Consider the following 14,164-nt stretch of genomic DNA (forward strand, 5'->3'; position numbering starts at 1 on the left):
TGTCCCACTCTTGGGACGTCAGGGGAGCACAGTGTGCATCAACATCACGTTGTAGGCCGACCACAACGACAGGTTGTAGTACAGCTCTCGGCCCGTCGACCACGGATGCAGGAACGGGGCGTAGATGCCGCCGGGGATCTGCATCGACGACACCAGCATCTGTTCCGGACCCCACGGGCCCTGCGGCGCCGGCGCGGTCCGCATCACCACGTCGTTGTTGCCGTTGCAGTACAGCACCAGGTACTGCTTGAGGTAGTTGTTGAACTGGGCCGACATCTCGCCGACCGGCCCCGGGATCACCGGTGTCGCCGCCACCGGGCTACCCGGCACCCACGAGTTGCTGTCGGAGCTCCAGTACTCGTATTTGGTCAGGTCCGGGACAAGCGCGGGGGACACCCGTGCTACGTACGCCGATCCACTTCGCCCGTTGGGGGTTCCGAACGAGTACAGATACGGATCACCCGGGCCGGGCTTGAGGAACGCGCCCATCTGGAACTTCTCGTTGCCGTTGGTGGGCTGACGGACGGTGCCGGGGTAGACACCCCAGGTCTCGCCGTTGTCGGTCGATGTCGCGATCGCCGAGTAGTTCGTGGTCCACGCGCCGTAGTTGTCCCAGCTCTTGATGGACATGAAGTTGAGGAACTGGTTCTGCCCGACGGCGACGCCGGAGGTGGGGATGATGCCCGTCTCTTGCGGCGCACCGTTGATGCTGTTGATGACCTGCTTGGCGATTCCCGGGCGCCACACCGGCGATCCGGAGTACTTGTTGCCGACGACACCGTCGGGCACCGCGACGGTGTTGGCCAGCGACCCGTCGGTGCTGCGCATCAGCACGTTGTAGCGCCACTGCTTGCCGGGGATCTGGCAGAAGCCGTTGGTGTCGCCGAAGGCCATCAGGACCTGGCGGTGGGTGGGATCGCCGTTGTCCCACATGATTCCGAGGTCGGTCCCGGTGACGGCGAACTTCTGGATGGTCTGGTTCGGACTCTCCGGTCCGGTCACCCAGCCGACGACCGAGGTGCCCGGTGGCGCGGTGGACGGTGCCGGCTGGGCCGCGGCCGGAGCGGGCTGCGGCTGCGCGGGCGCCGGTTTGGGCGACGGCGCGACCGCGGCCTGTTTCTGTACCTGTGCCGCGTTGGGCATGAACGCGTTGATGAGGAGCTTGCCCAATGACGGAAGGGGCGCTTGATCATTCGCGCCGGCGGGTTTGTGCCCGATGGGCCGGTCGAAGGGGGCGATCGCCGAGGGTTGCGGAATCTGGAAGGCCTGGTTCGCGGCGGGTTGCGCCGCGGCTGAGGCGCCTTCGCATGGTTCGGCGTTGGCCGGCGGTGCGACACCGGTCGACGCGCACAGTCCGACGACAAGTGCCGACGCCAGCGACAACGAGGGGATCCTGGGGCGCGGCGACACGACACACCTTTCGGGGCGGGACGTCGCTGTGACGTCTGTTGGCCATTGTGACGATAGGGATTTGTGTGACTCTTGTGACCGGCCCTGTGTCGATAGGTATCCATTCGTGACCGTGTCGCAACCTGGCATTCCGGCCGACCGGACCGCGCCCGCCGGCTGGGCTACTGTGCGCTAGACGAGAGGACCAACGATGAGACATGGTGTGTGTGTTGCGGCGGCGGTGGCGTTGGTCGTCGGCGTATCGGGGACGGCGTGCGGTGGCCCCGACTCGGGCACGGCCCCAGAAGCGACGAGCCCGTCGTCGGCGACGGTAGCGGTGCTCGACGACAGCCTGCTGCCGTCGCTGGTGCCCACTCCGGCGAACAGTCAGGGGACACAGGGGCCGGACGGCATCGCCGACAACGGGATTCACCTGCACTTCGTCGTGAACGGTTCCCCCGGCGACGTGATGGCCTCGTACAGGGCCGCGCTGCAGGACAAGGGCTGGGAGGTGACCACCATCGTCACCTCGGGCGGCGAAGGCGGCGGCGGCGCCACCTACACCGGAACCAACGGCGCCGCCTACGGGGTGTTCGACGGCGGCGGGTTCAACACCACGACCTACATCGACGTCTGCGCGTGGCCCACCAAGCCCGCGGAGCCGAACTGCACCCGTGGCGACCGGTAGCCGTCGACCAGAGCGCAAGCGAGGGCGCGGGGAAAAACGAAAAAGTGAAGGACCGAAAGCCACAGCCTCTGTGGTCCCTCGATAAAGCCGCACCAGGCGGGGTCCGCGCCCTCGGAAAGAATTGAACCGCACATCCGGCGATCACGGCAAGGCCGGGCAATGTCGGTCCGGGGCTACCGCTGGTTACGCAGATACACCAGCGACACCAATCCCATCTCCGCGCGGAGCATGGCCGGCGGGACAACCCGGAAGCCGCGCACTCCCGGGCGCCCGGTGGCGGCCTGCACGATCTTGCGGGCGATGCGATAGTCCAAGTCCTTCAACGTCCCCCGGTCCGTCGTGGTGTCGAGCAGCGAGGACAATCCGGCAACGGCAAACGGATTCGTCAGATCCAGCATCACGTTCGTGGCGACCACGAGTTGGCGTGCCCGCTCCTTGGCCGGCAGCCGACCGAGTCCGGCCGCCACTCCGTCGATACGCGCGGCAACCCGCGCGATGAACCGCCGCAGCCGATGTGGCGCGACCGACACGGTGCCCGCGTGACTGACCGACAGGCCGAGCGAAGTGACGCGCCCGCGCCCGCGGTAGGCGGGATCGCTCGGGCATGGCCGACCCGTCGGGCTCAAGGCGGTTCGAAGTTCCTTGCCGAGTTTGCGTTTGACACCCAACTCGTCCAGCAGCGCGTCGATCCGCGCGTCCGCCTCGTGCATGGCGCTCAGGTCGTGGTGCGCGAACAGAAAATCGTCGTTGTAGCGGGCGTAGAAGATGCCGTCGATATCCAGGATCGCCTTGTCCATCGGCACGACGGCCAGGTCGGCCAGGATCGGGACCAGCGGAGTTCCCATGGCCACCCCGTGAACGCGAGTGAAATGTGCACCCTCCTGATCGCGCACGATGGGACGGGCGAGTCGGGTGATGAGATCCCAAACATGCTGTGGAACAACACCATTGCGGCTTCCGAGTGCGACCACCTCGCGCAGGATGGGCCACAGCGCGGCATCGGGGCCGACCGGGAGATTGTCGCCGTAGTGCTCGAAGTCGGATTGCAGGACGTACAACGGCGGCCCTTTGTCCCCCGTCCGCGCACGGTGAGCGCGGACATAGTCGGCGAGGGCCCGCATCGCGGTCACATTGGTCTTGCCCGGCAGGTAGGAGTAGACGCCGGGAAGGCCGTAGCAACAGGCATTATGTGAGATGAGCTGAAAGAGAGCCGATCCCACGACGTGGTCGGTGAAGACCGGCATATGCGCGGCGCGCCGCTTCCCGTTGGTGTCGAGGATCCAGAGATCCACCGGCTGAGGCTGGAATCGGCCGTCGGCCACGCTGCGGGCGATCACCCGTGCCAGTGTTCGCCGGTTGGTGACCGTGTCGAAGTAGGTCACCCCGTCGTCGGCGACCTCGCTGAACGTCATGCCACGCTGTCGCTTCTTGGTGAAGATCCGAAGGATGGTGGCCTCATAGGTTTTCGGGTCGGCCAACTGCCGTTCGATATCGACGGGATCAGGCATCGCCGACCCACTTTGCGGCCCCGCTGATCTGCCAGGCTCGAACGGCCGTGGCGAGGTCTTTCGAACGAGCGGTATCGGGGTCGGGTGGGGAGATCAGAAGCAAGCGAAGCGCTCCGTGCTGATAGATCGGGGTGAGCCTGCGTTCGGACAGCACAACGGTGGTGACGCCGTCTTCCAGGCTCCGCGTCACCGCGGGTACCGCCCGCACCAGCAGGTCAGGGTCGAGATCGCGCATCTCCCGGGCGCCGGCGAGGTTTTCCAGATCGAAGACGATGCCGTCGGGAAACAGGGAACGGAACTCGGCTACCAGAGCCGGCAGATCGACAGGGGCGGTGACCACACCATCCTGGGGAACCCATTGCCGGAAGGCGTCCCGCCCATTGGTGATCGGGGTGGTCGAGGACGTGCCGCGGTTGACCGCTCCGCCGCTGAGGGTTTGCAGCAGCAGATGAGGCGGCGCCGCGGGCGAATCCTCGGTCGTGCGTTCGTAGTAGGTGAGCTTTCTGGGCGACTGGAACGCCACGTGCCCGTTACCGTCGAACGTGTGACGCATCAGCCGCACCGCGGCCGATCTCTGCTTGGTGGTGGCTGATTCGGGGATCGCGATGTCGCCGACCCGAACCGGTCCGGGCTCACGGGCCAGCCGGTGCAGCCAGTCGCCCAGGCTGAGCAGTGTGGGCGGTGGCGGGTATCGGCGGTCTTGCAGATGCTGCACGTTGATGAGAAGGATCAGCTGCAGGATCATCGCGGCGGTGATCTGGATGAGGTCGGAGGCCGGGTTGGGTTTGATCCAGATCAGCCACAGCAACACGACCAGGAACAGCATCGTGGCGAGGTGGGTGCCCGACCGTCCTTCGGCGAACAGCCGGATCTGGTAGATGCCGATCACGCTGCGCACCAGGAAGAGTGGGATCAGCGCAAGCAGGAACGTCAGCGGAATATCGTGCAGGAAGAACATTCCGAGCGCGGCCGCCAATGCCCAGAAGTATAGGGACGTCACCGGGGCAGCGCACAGAAGTCGGTGAAAGAACGTGCGGCGCAACTCGTATAGCGCCGAATCGCTGCGCAGCCGGACGAAGTCGAAGTAGAAAATCCCCGCAGATTCGTAGGAGCCTCGAAACAGTGGCAGTACCAGGTAAAAGAACCGGAAGGTGTCGACGTGCCGCCATTCTGCGACGGCGGCGGTCAGGTCGAAGGATCGGGTGTTGGTGCCGTAGATACCGACGATCGCGAGCACGAATACCCCGTCGAGTCGCAGCCCGAGTCCGGAAACGGTGTCCTTGAGGCCCTGCCACGGTGGGATTTTCGGAAACTGCCGCCAGAACCGGCGCCAATGCGCTCGCAGCCTCGGCGCCAGCCCGATCAAGCGATACGTCTCCAGTGAGTAGTGGATCGTGATGGCGATGGCGATGGCATTGGACACGATGATCGCGATGACGATGGCGACCGTCGGGTAGTAGTAGAACCCGATGCTCAGCACCGCGAGTTGAACGACCGGGGCCAGGAAGATCGACCAGCGCGGTCGATAGACGCGCCGGGTCGCGTAGACGCCGGAATGCACCACCCGAACCGGAAAGTTGATTGCGAACTCGACGATGATCAGGAATGCGTACAGATGCGCGACCGGGTCGTCGCCCGACGGGTGCAGCATCACCAGGGCAACGGCGCCGCCCACGGTGGTGGTCACCGTCAAGGTCACGGCCAGGACCAGCCAGCTGCCGATCTCGTAGCCGGCCGCGTCCCGCTCGCCGGACCGGGAGAAGCCGCGAAGCCGGTCGCGCATGATTTCGAGAAGTCCCCACCAGGCCCCGCCGATGACCAGACTGCCCACCCGCAGCATCATCACGGTGAACGCCGCCACGCCGCCCAGGCTGGACAGGATCACGAAGAACTCCGCGACGTGGACCCCGAACTGCACCGTGGCGAGCACCAGCGGGTAGCGCAGGCGATAGGCCAGGTAGGTGAAGACTCGACCGGTCAGCAGGCTGGCGAACAGCGACGGCACCCGGTTGCGTCCTCGGGCGGTGCGCTCGAACCAGCGATCGACGTCGTTCACCGGGGGGCCGAACTTCGGCAGCGGCACCTGCATGTGACCTTCCGCAATCCAACAACGCTGACGCGTGGTCGTGACAAGCTGTACCGCATGCGGCGAGGTGACGTGGCCGTATTGTCGATATCGGCGGCTTTGGGGGCGGTGGTTGTCGCAGCGGTCGCCTTCAGTGTTCTGGTGGTGGACCGTCCGCGCGAGTTGAGCCGGACCGAGGCCGCCGGCGACAGCAGTTCCAGCCTGCTCGTGGTGACCTGGGGACCGAGTCTGTGCAAGGTCGACCCGGCCAACCCCGGCTGCCGCAGTGGCCATGTCGGCTCGCTGGGGCCGGCGTTGATCATGCACGGACTGTGGCCGCAGCCGCCTACTGAGCAGTTCTGTGGAGTGTCCAAGGACGCTCAACCTCCCGGCCTGTCGACGCTGCAGCTGCCCGAAGCGGTGCAGACCAATCTCCAGTCGATGATGTCGGACGCCTCCGTGATGGCACCCCACGAGTGGTCCGCCCACGGCACCTGCTCGGGGCTGCCGCCGTCGGAATACTTCGGTATCGCCACGACCTTGACCGCCGAAGTAACCGCCGTCCTCGACCCGGTGTTCAAGAGTGCCGAGGGCGGTCACGTCTCCCTGAGCGCGGTGCGCGACAAGTTGGACACCAAATTCGGATCCGACGCCGGACAGCGGGCGGGCATGACGTGCAAAGAGGTCGACGGCGAAGGCATGGTCGCCTACGAGGTGCACATCTCGCTTCCGCCGGTCACCGAATTGAAGGCCGATTCCGACAACCTCTCGCTGGGCGGCCTGCTCACCAAGGCGCCGACGGTGTTCGCCGGCTGCCGGCGCGGGCTGGTACCGGGGTCATGACAGGTCGGTGACCGGCCGGCGTCGACGTGGGGATCGCCCTGCGCCCCACGGAGACCGCGGGGCACACTATCGGGGTGAGCTTGCGCGTGACGGTGCTTGTGGCCGCCCTTCTGGTCGTCTTCACGATCGCCCCTGCGCGCGCCCCTGCGACCGGGGATCTGCCCGCTGCGTTGACATTCGGTGGTCTGCAGCGCACCTATCTGCTGCATGTTCCGGCCGGCTCCGAGCGTCCGAAAGCGCTGGTGCTCAACCTGCACGGTGGTGGGCAGACCGGACGAAAGCAGGCCACGCAGACCCGCTACGACGCGGTCGCCGACCAATACGGTTTCCTGGTGGCCTATCCCGACGGTATCGACCTCAGTTGGGCCGACGGGCGGGGCGCGTCGACCCCGGACCGCCGGGGCGTCGACGACGTCGGTTTCCTGTCGTCGCTCATCGCACAGCTATCCCGCGAATACGGCATCGCACCCGGCCGGGTCTTTGTCACCGGGATGTCGGCCGGCGGGTTTATGGCGAACCGGCTGGCGTGCGAGCGGGCCGACCTCGTCGCGGCCATCGCGCCCGTCTCGAGCACGCTGGGTACCGGCGTGCCCTGCAATCCATCCCAACCCGTTTCGGTGCTGGCGATCCACGGCACCGGTGATCGGGTGGTGCCGTACACCGGCGGCCGGATGGTCGGCCGCGGCGGGGCCAGCGTCGTCGTGGCCGCACCCACGATGGCGGCGCGATGGCTCGCTTTCGACCACTGCCCGCCGGCGGTGCAGACCCCGATCGCCGGTGGAAAGCGCCTGGCCGCCAACGGTTGTGCCGACGGCACCGAAGTCGCATTCGTCACCATCGACGGGTGGGGTCACACCTGGCCGTCACAGGCCCGTGCCGGGTTCGACGCCTCCCAGGCCATCGGACAGTTCTTCGCCGCCCATCTCAGCTGAGCTACAGAAGGTCGGCGGCTTCGCGGATCTGCTCGGGGCTGCGGGCACCGATGACCATCATGGTGACCCCGGCGGCTTCCCAGGCCACGATCTGTTTGCGCACATAGTCGATGTCGCCGACGATCGCGGAGTCGTCGACGAGCTCGTCAGGAACCGCCTTCGCGGCTCGGTCTTTGCCATCCTTATGGTCGCTGCGGAACAGCCGGGTGACCTCGTCGACGACCTCGGAGTAGCCCATCCGCCGATAGACGTCGGCATGGAAATTGGTGTCCTCAGCACCCATTCCGCCCATGTAAAGCGCCAGGTGCGGCTTGATCAGGTCCATGATCGAGGCCCGGTCGTCGGTGATCACCACCTGCGCGGTCGCGCAGATCTCGAAGTCCTCCCGGGACCGACGCGCCCCCGGACGGGCGAAGCCTTCATCGAGCCATTCGTTGTACATCGGCGCCAGTCGTGGGGAGTAGAAGATCGGCAGCCAGCCGTCACAGATCTCGGCGGCCAGCGCGACGTTCTTGGGTCCTTCGGCGCCGAGCATGATCGGGATGTCGGCGCGCAGCGGATGCACGATCGGCTTGAGCGGCTTGCCCAGCCCGGTGGTGCCCTCACCGGCCAGCGGCAACGGGTAGTGCGGCCCGGCGCTGGTGACGGGGGCCTGTCGGGCCCAGACCTGGCGGATGATGTCGATGTACTCGCGGGTGCGGGCCAACGGCTTGGGGAATTTCTGCCCGTACCAACCCTCGACCACCTGAGGTCCGGACACCCCCAGACCCAGGATATGCCGGCCCCCGGAAAGGTGATCGAGGGTCAGTGAGGCCATCGCGCATGCCGTCGGGGTGCGAGCCGAGAGCTGGACCACCGAAGTGCCCAGCCGCATGCGGGTGGTTTCACGGCCCCACCAGGCCAGCGGGGTGAACGCATCCGAACCCCACGCCTCGGCGGTGAACACCGTGTCGAAACCGGCTTCCTCGGCCACAGCCACCAACTCCGCATGGTTGACCGGAGGCTTTTCGCTCCAATAGCCAAGTTGTAGACCAAGTCTCATGCCGTCCTCAATACGATCGGGGTAGCGCCAGGGTGTGTTGAGCCACGTAGTTCAGGATCATTTCGCGACTCACCGGTGCGATCCGCAGCAAGCGGGCCAGCCCCCACTGCGGCAGCAGGCCGTACTCCGTCGACAGGCCGTTGCCGCCGTGCACCTGGATTGCGTGGTCGGCCGCTGCCACCGCGGCCTCGGCAGCCGCGTACTTCGCCATGTTGGACGCTTCTCCGGCGGGCAGTCCCTGGTCGAACAGCCAGGCGGCTTTGGCAGTCATCATCGCGGCGAGATCCACGGCGATCCTGGCTTCGGCCAGCGGATGGGCAATGGCCTGATAGGAGCCGATCGGCGGCCCCCACACGGTTCGGCTGCGCGCATACTCCGCGCCCCGTTCCACCGCGTGTCGCCCGACGCCCACGCACACCGCGGCACCGGTGATCCGTTCCGGGTTCAAGCCGTCGAATACCTGACGGAACCCATTGTGTTCGGTGCCGATCAGGCTCGAGGCCGGCACCCGCACACTGTCGAAGTACAACGTGAATTGCTTTTCAGGAACGGTGATTCCAACCGGGAGAAGATGTTTGACCAAGCCGGGCGCGTCGGTGGGTACCAGGAACAACGACAATTGTTCTGCTGCCGATCGCGCGACGACGATCAACGCATCAGCCTCGTCCACCCCGGAGATGTAGTACTTGGTTCCGTTCAGCACGTAGTCGTCGCCGTCACGCACGGCGCTGGTGCTGATCTGGCGGGTGTTGGACCCGGCATCGGGTTCGGTGATCGCGAAGACGACCTTGGTCTCGCCGGATGCCATCCGCGGCAGCCACTCCCGGCGTTGCGTATCGCTGCCATAGCGGCTCAGCAGCTCGCCGGAGATGGCGCTGGAGACCAGCAACAGCAACAGTGGACAACCGTGTGCTGCGGTCTCCTCGCACACGATCGCGAGCTCGGCCATCCCGGCGCCACCGCCCCCGTGCTCCTCGGGGAAGTTGATCCCGATGAAACCGTGCCGGCCCAGATCTCGCCACAACTCGGTAGTCGGCTCTCCGGCGACGGCTCGTTCCGCGAAATAGTGCGAACCGTACCGGTCAGTGACTGATGCAACGGCTTTGCGTAGGTCGTGATGTTCGGGAGATTCAGTGAAGTCCATCAGTTCACCAGTTTGTCGGGGATGTCGGTGTGCAGGGCACGCAGATACTCGCCGAGCGCCTTGGCTTGCGCGTCCGGCCTCGTGCAGGAAGCCACTCCCTCGCCGAGAAACCCGACGATGACGAAGTTGAGTGCCTTCAGATTGGCGAACTCATACCGGAGTACTTGCAGACCTTGTGTTTCGGTGACAAGGTCCCGAAATCGGTCGACCGTCAAGTGGGCGTGTAACCACTCCCACCTATCGTCGGTGTCGGTCCATACCCCGACATTGGCGTTCCCGCCCTTGTCGCCGGATCTGGCTGCCGCGACGGTGCCGAGCGGGAGTCGGCTCGTCGGGCCGAAGTCGATCGGAGCGGTCGGAGCCACCGGAACGGCCGAACCGTCGCGACGGTCGGCGGTTTGACCGCTGTGCGGAATCGCCTGTCTCGACCCGTCCGCATGTACGACGACGTGCTCGACCAGGCTTGCCGGCACCAGGGTGGGCCAGTAGACGCCGAATTCGCTGGCTGAAGACGGCGGGGTGGTGGTGTGAAAGCCCGGATAGCCGGCGACGTAGAGCTCTACGACGGCATTGGAGAAGGCGCGATCGACCTTCGTCCGGTCACGGTCCTTGACGGTCACGCGCAGGTGCGCGGTCGCCTCACTCATCGCCCGCGGGTCAGGTTTGTCGTAGCGCAGGAGTTGAATGTCGACATCGTCGAATGAGCTTCTGCCGCCCAGGATGTCGAACAGCTCGTCGACGGCCCACGCGGCTTTGTCCTCGATGTCGAGACCGGTCAGCACCATCGTCATGGTGTTCCGGTAGCCGCCGACGTAGTTCATCGCCACCTTCAGGGTCGGGGGTGGCGGCGAGCCGGTGGCCCCGGCGACGCGTACCCGGTCCGGGCCGTCTTGGCGGACGGTCAAGGTGTCGAAGTGTGCCACCACATCCGGGTTCGTGTACCTGGGGGAGGCGACCTCGTAGAGCAGCTGGGCGATGACGGTCCCGGGCGAGACCAGACCGCCCGTGCCGACGGGTTTGGTGATGACAAAGCTTCCATCACAAGCTAATTCGGCGATCGGGGAGCCCGGATATCGACGATCGCTGATTTCGCGCAACTGCGAATAGTTGCCCCCGGTAGCCTGCGGACCGCATTCGATGATGTGTCCGGCTGCCACCGCGCCCGCCAGTGCGTCGTAGTCGGTGCGCTCCCAGCCGTGCCACCACGCCCCGACTCCGACGACCAGCGCGGCGTCGGTGACCCGACCGGTGATGACGACGTCGGCACCGGCGGACAGCGCTGCGGCGATGCCCCAGCCGCCCAGATATGCGTTCGCCGAAACCGGCTGTACCCCGGCATCGTTCAGAAGCCGCCCAGTATCGAGATGGGCGAAGGGCACGCCGTCCGCCCGGAACCGGTCAAGGCTGGGCATCAAGTCGTCGCCTTCGACATGTGCCACGCTGAGGGTGGCGCCGGACCGAGCCACCAGAGTTCGGACGGCGTCGGCCATACCCGCGGGATTGAGTCCGCCGGCGTTGACGACGATCTTGACGCCGCGTTGGGCGCACGCCACCACCACCTGCTCGAATTGGGTGAGAAACGTGCGCGCGTAGCCCGTCTGTGGGTCCTTCTGGCGGGCTTTCCACAGGATCAGCATGGTCAGCTCGGCGAGATAGTCGCCGGTGATCACATCGATATCGGCTTGTTCTACCAGGTCGCGCATGGCGCTGAGCCGGTCGCCATAGAAAGCCGACACGTTGCCGATCCGGACAGGTCGGGTCACTTCGTCACCGTTCGCCGGCTGGGGGCGCCTGCGAAGACCTGGGCGATGTCCAGCCAGCCCAAGGCTATCGGGCCTTCCGCGTTGAGCGCGGTCTCGGTCCAGTGTCTGCGCTGAGTCACCGTCAGCACGAAATCTTGGGCTGGACCCTGGATCCGGTTGACCGCGTTGGTCGGCCCCCACGCCCATGTTTGGCCGTCGGGCGAGCGAAGCTCGACCCGCACCGGTTCTTCGGGGACCTGCCTCCCGTTGAGGTGGTAGGCGAAAGCAAAGGTCGCCACCCCGAGATGGGCGATGCTGCGCAACCCGGTGCTCGGCGGATGGGCAACGCCGACAGTGTCGTAGATGTCCTGGCCGTGTGCCCATGTCTCCATCAGCCGCGCGGTCGCCGACGACGCCACACTCATGTCCGGACCGAACCAGGGCAGCCTGCGTTTGGGATCGTCGCCCTCGAAGGCGGCGAGCATGCTGGTGCGCGCGTTGACGAACCACTCCAAGATCCGCTCGGGGGCCAAGGCGCGGTACTCGGCGGCGATCCGGTCGGGGAAATCCATGCCACCGGCCATCAGTTCGTCGGCGTGGGTTCGGAACCGGATCGGATCCGTCAGGGCCTGCCAAGTGGCGTCGTCGAAATAGGCCAGGTGAGACATCTGATCCTGGATGCTCCACCCCGCCGCTGGGGTGGGGAGTTGCCAGTCGCCGACGTCGAGGTCCCTCAGCACGGTGACGAGATGATCGGTCTCCGCTCGCAGGTCGGCGAGCAGACCGGGGTAGTCGAGGCCCATCATCGTGTCCTTCGGATCATCATGCCGGCTCGTCCGCACTGACCACAGCCAGCACCTGGCCGGATTCGACCTGATCCCCGGCCGTCACCGAGATGGTTGCCACCACACCGTCCGCCGGGGCCCGGATGGTGTGTTCCATCTTCATCGCCTCCAGCACGACGATGGGCGTGCCGGCCTGAACGCGGCTGCCCTGGATGACTTCGATGCGCACCACTGCGCCCGGCATCGGGGCCACCAGAGATCCGGTCTCGTTGAGCGACGCCGGATCCGGGAATCGGTCGACCTCCCGCAGGCTGGTCGAGCCCAGTGCGCTGTCCACGTAGTGGTCCAGTCCGTCCCGCTTCACCCGGTATCGGCGACGAACTCCGTCGATTTCGGCATCCACCAGATCGGGTGAGGCTTCGATCAGGCGCACCGCAAGTTCTTGACCCGCCACGAACGCCGTGAGCGCGTTGCGGCCGAATCGGTAAGCGACGTCCAATGTCTCGCCGTTGACGGTGAAAGTCACCCGCTGATCAGCGCTGGGCAATGTGCGCCAGCCGGAGGGCAGCCCGGGCAACACCGCCGTGGTGGCGCGGCGTTGCGCCTGATCGGCCAGGGCGGCGATCAGAGCGTGGATCGTCGGACCGTTCACATCGGCCGTCGTCGTCATCAGTGCCGCTGGGTCGTGACGGTCCAGGTAGCCGGTATCGATGGCACCGGAGAGGAATTCAGGCTCCCGCAGGATTCCGATCAGCAGATCGCGATTGGTGGCCACCCCATGGACTCGAGTCTCGGTCAGCGCGCGCGCGACCCGTGCGCAGGCGTCGTCGCGAGTCGTGCCGTAGCCGATGACCTTGGCCAGCATCGGATCGTAGAACGTGCTGATCACCGATCCGGACTCGAATCCGGCGTCCACTCGGATGCCCGACAGGTCGGGGAATTCCAGCGCGGTGAGCGGTCCTGCGACCGGAATGAATCCGGCTGCAACGTCTTCGGCATACAGGCGAACCTCGACGGCGTGGCCGGTGGCGGAGGCGGTCCGCATTTCCGGCGGCAGTGGTTGGCCGGCGGCCACCTGAAGCTGGGCGCGTACCAGGTCGATACCGGTGACCATTTCGGTGACCGGATGCTCGACCTGCAGTCTGGTGTTGACCTCGAGGAAGTAAAACGACCCGTCGGGGGCCATCACGAACTCGACGGTGCCCGCGCCCTGGTAGGCCAGTGCTTCGCCAGCTGCGACGGCCGCCCGACCGAGTTCCTCCCGCAACACCGGATCGACGGCGGTCGAGGGCGCTTCTTCGATGATTTTCTGGTAGCGCCGCTGGATTGAGCATTCCCGCTCGCCGAGGTGAACGACCGTGCGCTGGCTGTCGCCGAAGATCTGCACCTCGATGTGGCGGGGCGATTCCACGAATTTCTCCAGGAACACGGTGCCGTCGCCGAACGCCGATGCCGCCTCTCGGCGCGCACTCTGCACCGCTTCGATCAGGGACTCGGCGTCGGTGACGATGCGCATGCCCCTCCCGCCGCCACCGAACGCGGCTTTGACGAGGATGGGGTAACCGATTCCGTCGGCCGCCTTGTCGAGGGCATCGGCGTCGATGTCGACGCCGCTTTCCACGGTGGCCCCGGGCAGCACCGGCACGCCGGCCGCCGCCATCAGTTCCTTGGCCGCGATCTTCGATCCCATCGCGGTGATCGCGGCCGGGCTGGGCCCGACGAACACCACGCCGGCGTCCGCACAAGCGGCGGCGAAATCTGCATTCTCGGAGAGGAAGCCGTAGCCGGGATGTACGGCCTGGGCTCCGGTCCGCCTAGCCGCCGCGAGTATCAGATCGGCGCGCAGGTAGGTGTCGGCGGGTGCGGAGCCGGGCAGATGCACCGACTCGTCGGCAAGTCGGACATACGGGGCGTCCCGGTCGGCGTCGGAGAAGACAGCGACGGTGGCGATGTCCATCTCGCGGGCGGTACGGATGATCCGTGCGGCGATCTCGCCGCGGTTGGCGATGAGCAGCTTGCTGAACAC

At 66.2% G+C, this 14,164-nt stretch carries 11 protein-coding genes; 3 read left to right on the plus strand and 8 right to left on the minus strand.

The window, feature by feature from the left end; translation table 11 throughout:
* Window positions 1-18 precede the first annotated feature (18 nt).
* The gene (locus ORI27_RS18745) at window positions 19-1,410 is read right to left on the minus strand and encodes a DUF4185 domain-containing protein (RefSeq protein ID WP_265998574.1); all 1,392 of its coding nucleotides are present in this window, start codon (window positions 1,408-1,410) and stop codon (window positions 19-21) included.
* Between the two features lie 190 nt (window positions 1,411-1,600).
* Between ORI27_RS18745 and ORI27_RS18750 the strand changes: the two genes are divergently transcribed.
* Entirely contained in the window at window positions 1,601-2,077 is a 477-nt protein-coding gene (locus tag ORI27_RS18750) for a hypothetical protein (protein ID WP_265998573.1), read from the plus strand.
* Window positions 2,078-2,250: 173 nt separating this feature from the next.
* On the opposite strand, the gene ORI27_RS18755 is transcribed toward ORI27_RS18750, so the two are convergent.
* Window positions 2,251-3,585: a reverse transcriptase family protein gene (locus ORI27_RS18755; protein WP_265998572.1), complete on the minus strand. Its 1,335-nt coding sequence runs from the start codon at window positions 3,583-3,585 to the stop codon at window positions 2,251-2,253.
* Window positions 3,578-5,674 carry a hypothetical protein gene (locus ORI27_RS18760; RefSeq protein ID WP_265998571.1) on the minus strand — a complete coding sequence of 699 codons (2,097 nt, stop codon included), beginning with the start codon at window positions 5,672-5,674 and terminating at the stop codon, window positions 3,578-3,580. Before ORI27_RS18760 ends, ORI27_RS18755 begins: the two co-directional genes overlap by 8 nt.
* A 54-nt stretch (window positions 5,675-5,728) precedes the next feature.
* On the opposite strand from ORI27_RS18760, the gene ORI27_RS18765 reads away from it, so the two are divergent.
* Complete coding sequence (locus tag ORI27_RS18765; protein WP_265998570.1) at window positions 5,729-6,493, plus strand: ribonuclease T2 family protein; 765 nt, start codon at window positions 5,729-5,731, stop codon at window positions 6,491-6,493.
* A 68-nt stretch (window positions 6,494-6,561) separates the two neighbouring features.
* Window positions 6,562-7,425 (plus strand): extracellular catalytic domain type 1 short-chain-length polyhydroxyalkanoate depolymerase, encoded by an 864-nt coding sequence (locus ORI27_RS18770; RefSeq protein ID WP_407666363.1) that lies wholly within the window; start codon window positions 6,562-6,564, stop codon window positions 7,423-7,425.
* A 1-nt stretch (window position 7,426) separates the two neighbouring features.
* On the opposite strand, the gene ORI27_RS18775 is transcribed toward ORI27_RS18770, so the two are convergent.
* The 5 genes from ORI27_RS18775 to ORI27_RS18795 are packed head-to-tail and all read right to left on the minus strand — an operon-like array spanning window position 7,427 to window position 14,164.
* Window positions 7,427-8,467 carry an LLM class F420-dependent oxidoreductase gene (locus tag ORI27_RS18775; protein ID WP_265998568.1) on the minus strand — a complete coding sequence of 347 codons (1,041 nt, stop codon included), beginning with the start codon at window positions 8,465-8,467 and terminating at the stop codon, window positions 7,427-7,429.
* A gap of 7 nt (window positions 8,468-8,474) precedes the next feature.
* Entirely contained in the window at window positions 8,475-9,611 is a 1,137-nt protein-coding gene (locus ORI27_RS18780) for an acyl-CoA dehydrogenase family protein (protein ID WP_265998567.1), read from the minus strand.
* Entirely contained in the window at window positions 9,611-11,374 is a 1,764-nt protein-coding gene (locus tag ORI27_RS18785) for an acyclic terpene utilization AtuA family protein (protein WP_265998566.1), read from the minus strand. The genes ORI27_RS18780 and ORI27_RS18785 overlap by 1 nt, the downstream gene beginning before the upstream one ends.
* Complete coding sequence (locus ORI27_RS18790; protein ID WP_265998565.1) at window positions 11,371-12,156, minus strand: TIGR03084 family metal-binding protein; 786 nt, start codon at window positions 12,154-12,156, stop codon at window positions 11,371-11,373. The genes ORI27_RS18785 and ORI27_RS18790 overlap by 4 nt, the downstream gene beginning before the upstream one ends.
* 19 nt (window positions 12,157-12,175) lie before the next feature.
* Window positions 12,176-14,164, minus strand: a complete 1,989-nt coding sequence (locus tag ORI27_RS18795; protein ID WP_265998564.1) for an ATP-binding protein — start codon at window positions 14,162-14,164, stop codon at window positions 12,176-12,178.

The sequence above is a fragment of the Mycobacterium pinniadriaticum genome (assembly GCF_026242045.1).
Taxonomy (GTDB): Bacteria; Actinomycetota; Actinomycetes; order Mycobacteriales; family Mycobacteriaceae; genus Mycobacterium; species Mycobacterium pinniadriaticum.

Coding starts and splice junctions, on each gene's coding strand:
- ORI27_RS18775 (WP_265998568.1), bottom strand. CDS start 8,467: ATGAGACTTGGTCTACAACTTGGCTATTGGAGCGAAAAGCCTCCGGTC.
- ORI27_RS18780 (WP_265998567.1), bottom strand. CDS start 9,611: ATGGACTTCACTGAATCTCCCGAACATCACGACCTACGCAAAGCCGTT.
- ORI27_RS18790 (WP_265998565.1), bottom strand. CDS start 12,156: ATGGGCCTCGACTACCCCGGTCTGCTCGCCGACCTGCGAGCGGAGACC.
- ORI27_RS18760 (WP_265998571.1), bottom strand. CDS start 5,674: ATGCAGGTGCCGCTGCCGAAGTTCGGCCCCCCGGTGAACGACGTCGAT.
- ORI27_RS18765 (WP_265998570.1), top strand. CDS start 5,729: ATGCGGCGAGGTGACGTGGCCGTATTGTCGATATCGGCGGCTTTGGGG.
- ORI27_RS18755 (WP_265998572.1), bottom strand. CDS start 3,585: ATGCCTGATCCCGTCGATATCGAACGGCAGTTGGCCGACCCGAAAACC.
- ORI27_RS18750 (WP_265998573.1), top strand. CDS start 1,601: ATGAGACATGGTGTGTGTGTTGCGGCGGCGGTGGCGTTGGTCGTCGGC.